Source organism: Escherichia sp. KCJ4928 (assembly GCF_004352695.1).
GTDB lineage: Bacteria > Pseudomonadota > Gammaproteobacteria > Enterobacterales > Enterobacteriaceae > ECMA0423.
The window spans coordinates 1-5259 of the sequence record NZ_SJWV01000231.1; the positions used below are offsets into that span (position 1 = coordinate 1).

The 5259-nt window shown below is 52.3% G+C and carries 5 protein-coding genes; 4 read left to right on the forward strand and 1 reads right to left on the reverse strand.

Features of this window, described 5'->3' with window-relative positions; translation table 11 throughout:
• Window positions 1-517: 517 nt before the first annotated feature.
• From tauA to tauD, 4 genes are read left to right on the forward strand one after another with little or no spacing between them, the layout of a single operon-like run.
• Window positions 518-1480, forward strand: coding sequence for a taurine ABC transporter substrate-binding protein (gene tauA, locus E0D98_RS21085; RefSeq protein ID WP_001297135.1), 963 nt, complete (start codon window positions 518-520; stop codon window positions 1478-1480).
• A gap of 12 nt (window positions 1481-1492) precedes the next feature.
• A complete protein-coding gene (gene tauB / locus E0D98_RS21090) occupies window positions 1493-2260 on the forward strand; it encodes a taurine ABC transporter ATP-binding subunit (protein ID WP_000939395.1) in 768 nt (255 codons plus the stop codon).
• Window positions 2257-3084, forward strand: a complete 828-nt coding sequence (gene tauC / locus E0D98_RS21095) for a taurine ABC transporter permease TauC (RefSeq protein WP_000114607.1) — start codon at window positions 2257-2259, stop codon at window positions 3082-3084. Before tauB ends, tauC begins: the two co-directional genes overlap by 4 nt.
• Window positions 3081-3932 (forward strand): taurine dioxygenase, encoded by an 852-nt coding sequence (gene tauD, locus E0D98_RS21100; RefSeq protein WP_000004049.1) that lies wholly within the window; start codon window positions 3081-3083, stop codon window positions 3930-3932. The genes tauC and tauD overlap by 4 nt, the downstream gene beginning before the upstream one ends.
• 105 nt (window positions 3933-4037) lie before the next feature.
• Here tauD and hemB read toward each other — a convergent pair whose 3' ends face one another.
• Window positions 4038-5012, reverse strand: a complete 975-nt coding sequence (hemB, locus tag E0D98_RS21105; protein ID WP_001295337.1) for a porphobilinogen synthase — start codon at window positions 5010-5012, stop codon at window positions 4038-4040.
• Window positions 5013-5259: the final 247 nt, after the last annotated feature.

Sequence of the window (5259 nt, forward strand, 5' to 3'; positions counted from 1 at the left end):
TGTTGCTAATGACTGAAAAGCAAGGGCTTTCAGACCCGGAGGTTCGACTGGGTAATGTTTTTATGCAATTCATATGTTAAGTGTTTGTATGTTTGGTATGTATAGTTATTTTGTTTTATACATTGTATTTAGATGTGATTTAGTTTGTCAATTAATTGCATTTAAAAAATATGTTCTGTGAACAAGTATTGTTTATATACATTATGTGAATGTAATATGCGAGTGATTGAGAATGATACAGTGATATATACAATGCGAATATAATAGTTTTATTATATGTATTGATATTGATAGAAATAATGAAGTCATAAATCTCGTAATGTGGTTGTTTATGCATCACTAAAATGAAGTGTAGTAATTTTCCCAATTGTTAGAACGGAGTAATTGCATATTTAATCTTTCCTTAGCCGTTTTTTTGCTAAGAATAAAATCATCTGTGCGATAACGACTAATTCTTTTAATGAATGTTTTTATTCCTGAATACTGCTCCCATAACAAGACAGGGGAGCAGACAATCATGGCAATTTCATCGCGTAACACACTTCTTGCCGCACTGGCATTCATCGCTTTTCAGGCACAGGCGGTGAACGTCACCGTGGCGTATCAAACCTCAGCCGAACCGGCGAAAGTGGCTCAGGCCGACAACACCTTTGCTAAAGAAAGCGGAGCAACCGTGGACTGGCGTAAGTTTGACAGCGGAGCCAGCATCGTGCGGGCGCTGGCTTCTGGCGATGTGCAAATCGGCAACCTCGGTTCCAGCCCGTTAGCGGTTGCAGCCAGCCAACAGGTGCCGATTGAAGTTTTCTTGCTGGCGTCAAAACTGGGTAACTCCGAAGCGCTGGTGGTAAAGAAAACTATCAGCAAACCGGAAGATCTGATTGGCAAACGCATAGCCGTACCGTTTATCTCCACCACCCACTACAGCCTGCTGGCGGCGCTGAAACACTGGGGGATTAAACCCGGGCAAGTGGAGATTGTGAACCTGCAGCCGCCCGCGATTATCGCCGCATGGCAGCGGGGTGATATTGATGGTGCTTATGTCTGGGCACCGGCGGTTAACGCCCTGGAAAAAGACGGCAAGGTGTTGACCGATTCTGAACAGGTCGGGCAGTGGGGTGCGCCAACGCTGGACGTCTGGGTGGTGCGCAAAGATTTTGCCGAGAAACATCCTGAGGTCGTGAAAGCGTTCGCTAAAAGCGCCATCGATGCTCAGCAACCGTACATTGCTAACCCAGACGCGTGGCTGAAACAGCCGGAAAACATCAGCAAACTGGCGCGTTTAAGCGGCGTGCCGGAAGGTGACGTTCCGGGGCTGGTGAAGGGGAATACCTATCTGACGCCGCAGCAACAAACGGTAGAACTGACCGGACCGGTGAACAAAGCGATCATCGACACCGCGCAGTTTTTGAAAGAGCAGGGCAAGGTCCCGGCTGTAGCGAATGATTACAGCCAGTACGTTACCTCGCGCTTCGTGCAATAAAAGGAGGCGCAGATGCTGCAAATCTCTCATCTTTACGCCGATTATGGCGGCAAACCGGTACTGGAAGATATCAACCTGACGCTGGAAAGCGGCGAGCTACTGGTGGTGCTGGGGCCGTCCGGCTGCGGTAAAACCACCCTGCTGAATCTGATTGCCGGTTTTGTGCCTTATCAGCATGGCAGCATTCAACTGGCGGGTAAGCGTATTGAGGGACCGGGAGCAGAGCGCGGGGTGGTTTTTCAGAATGAAGGGCTACTACCGTGGCGCAATGTACAGGACAACGTGGCGTTCGGCCTGCAATTGGCAGGTATAGAGAAAATGCAGCGACTGGAAATCGCGCACCAGATGCTGAAAAAAGTGGGGCTGGAAGGCGCAGAAAAACGCTATATCTGGCAGCTTTCCGGTGGTCAACGTCAGCGGGTGGGGATTGCCCGCGCGCTGGCGGCGAATCCCCAGCTGTTATTACTCGACGAACCGTTTGGTGCGCTGGACGCCTTCACCCGCGACCAGATGCAAACTCTGCTGCTGAAACTCTGGCAGGAGACGGGCAAGCAGGTGCTGTTGATTACCCACGATATAGAAGAAGCGGTGTTTATGGCGACTGAACTGGTTCTGCTTTCATCCGGCCCTGGCCGTGTGCTGGAGCGGCTGCCGCTCAACTTTGCTCGCCGCTTTGTTGCGGGAGAGTCGAGCCGCAGCATCAAGTCCGATCCACAATTCATCGCCATGCGCGAATATGTTTTAAGCCGCGTATTTGAGCAACGGGAGGCGTTCTCATGAGTGTGCTCATTAATGAAAAACTGCATTCGCGGCGGCTGAAATGGCGCTGGCCGCTCTCGCGTCAGGTGACCTTAAGCATTGGCACGTTAGCGGTTTTACTCACTGTATGGTGGACGGTGGCGGCGCTGCAACTGATTAGCCCGCTGTTTTTGCCGCCGCCGCAACAAGTACTGGCAAAACTGCTCACCATTGCCGGACCGCAGGGATTTATGGACGCCACGCTGTGGCAGCATCTGGCAGCCAGCCTGACGCGCATTGTGCTGGCGCTACTCGCGGCGGTGGTGATCGGTATTCCGGTCGGGATCGCCATGGGGCTAAGCCCGACGGTGCGCGGCATTCTGGATCCGGTAATCGAACTTTATCGTCCCGTGCCGCCGCTGGCTTATTTGCCGCTGATGGTGATCTGGTTTGGTATTGGTGAAACCTCGAAGATCTTACTGATCTATTTAGCGATTTTTGCACCGGTGGCGATGTCGGCGCTGGCGGGGGTGAAAAGCGCGCAGCAGGTTCGCATTCGTGCCGCCCAGTCGCTGGGTGCCAGCCGTGCGCAGGTGCTGTGGTTTGTCATTTTGCCCGGCGCGCTGCCGGAAATCCTCACCGGATTACGCATTGGTCTGGGTGTGGGCTGGTCTACGCTGGTAGCGGCGGAGCTGATTGCCGCGACGCGCGGTTTAGGATTTATGGTTCAGTCAGCGGGTGAATTTCTCGCGACTGACGTGGTGCTGGCGGGAATCGCGGTGATTGCGATTATCGCCTTTCTTTTAGAACTGGGTTTGCGCGCGTTACAGCGCCGTCTGACGCCCTGGCATGGAGAAGTACAATGAGTGAACGTCTGAGCATTACCCCGCTGGGGCCGTATATCGGCGCACAAATTTCGGGTGCCGACCTGACGCGCCCGTTAAGCGATAATCAGTTTGAACAGCTTTACCATGCGGTGCTGCGCCATCAGGTGGTGTTTCTGCGCGATCAAACTATTACGCCGCAGCAGCAACGCGCGCTGGCCCAGCGTTTTGGCGAACTGCATATTCACCCTGTTTACCCTCATGCCGAAGGGGTTGACGAGATCATCGTGCTGGATACCCATAACGATAATCCGCCGGATAACGACAACTGGCATACCGATGTGACATTTATTGAAACGCCACCCGCAGGGGCGATTCTGGCAGCTAAAGAGTTACCTTCGACCGGCGGTGATACGCTCTGGACCAGCGGTATTGCGGCCTATGAGGCGCTCTCTGTTCCCTTCCGCCAGCTGCTGAGCGGGCTGCGTGCGGAGCATGATTTCCGTAAATCGTTCCCGGAATACAAATACCGCAAAACCGAGGAGGAACATCAACGCTGGCGCGAGGCGGTCGCGAAAAATCCTCCGTTGCTACATCCGGTGGTGCGAACGCATCCGGTGAGCGGTAAACAGGCGCTGTTTGTGAATGAAGGCTTTACTACGCGAATTGTCGATGTCAGCGAGAAAGAGAGCGAAGCCTTGTTAGGCTTTTTATTCGCCCATATCACTAAACCGGAGTTTCAGGTGCGTTGGCGCTGGCAACCGAATGATATTGCGATTTGGGATAACCGCGTGACTCAGCACTATGCCAATGCCGATTACCTGCCACAGCGGCGGATTATGCATCGGGCGACGATCCTTGGGGATAAACCGTTTTATCGGGCGGGGTGATACGAGTGCGGACGGTTCCCTCGCCCCCTTGGGGAGAGGGTTAGGGTGAGGGGGCGTTCACCGTACTTTCAACAGGTTAACTCCCCCTTTCTGAGAGGAAAAAAATTAACGCAGAATCTTCTTCTCAGCCAAATCCAGCGCAAAGTAGCTGAAAATCAGATCCGCACCCGCACGCTTAATTGAACCTAAGCTTTCGAGCACGACTTTCTCTTCATCTATAGCACCCGCCAGCGCGGCGAACTTAATCATCGCGTACTCACCGCTCACCTGATACGCGCCAATCGGCAATTCAGTACGTTCACGCAGCTCACGCACGATGTCGAGGTACGCTCCAGCAGGTTTAACCATCAGGCAGTCTGCGCCCTGGGCTTCATCCAGCAGTGACTCACGAATCGCCTCGCGACGGTTCATTGGGTTCATCTGATAGCTTTTGCGGTCGCCTTTTAATGCGCTTCCGGCAGCTTCACGGAACGGGCCATAAAAGGAAGAGGCGAACTTGGTCGAATACGACATAATCGCCGTATCTTTAAAGCCTGCAGCGTCCAGCGCCTGACGAATCGCCTGTACCTGGCCGTCCATCGCGGCGGAAGGGGCGATGAAGTCTGCGCCTGCAGCAGCTGCAACCACGGCTTGCTTGCCTAAATTTTCCAGAGTCGCGTCGTTGTCGACGCCATGCTCGCACAGCACACCGCAGTGACCGTGAGAAGTGTATTCACAGAAACAAGTGTCTGACATGACGATCATTTCTGGCACAGTCTGCTTGCAGATGCGCGACATACGCGCCACCAGTCCATCTTCCCGCCAGGCGTCGCTGCCGGTTTCATCGGTATGGTGAGAGATGCCAAAAGTCATTACGGAACGGATACCGGCGTTGGCGATGCGTTCAATTTCGCGTGCCAGATGTTTCTCTGGAATGCGCATCACGCCTGGCATGGCTTCAACGGCTTTGTAGTCGTCAATTTCTTCTTCAACAAAGATCGGCAACACCAGGTCGTTAAGGCTAAGTGTTGTCTCTTCAAACATAGCGCGCAGCGCAGGAGATTTGCGCAGGCGACGAGGGCGTTGGATTAAGTCTGTCATGGTCTGCCTGATGTTTGTGGAATTAAGGTGCACAGTATACCTGAAGCGGGGCAGGAGTGTTTTACGAAAGTTGTCGTGATGTTGACAAGAAGAGAATGAAAGAGAGACCAGGACATCTTTGTAATAGAAATAGCAATAATTTCATATTCACTGAAAATATTTTTAATCTATATTTATAGCTCTTGGTTATTATTTTTTGGCGTTTGGTTGTGCTGCTATAAATTGAATAATTCAAACTTTGTTGTAT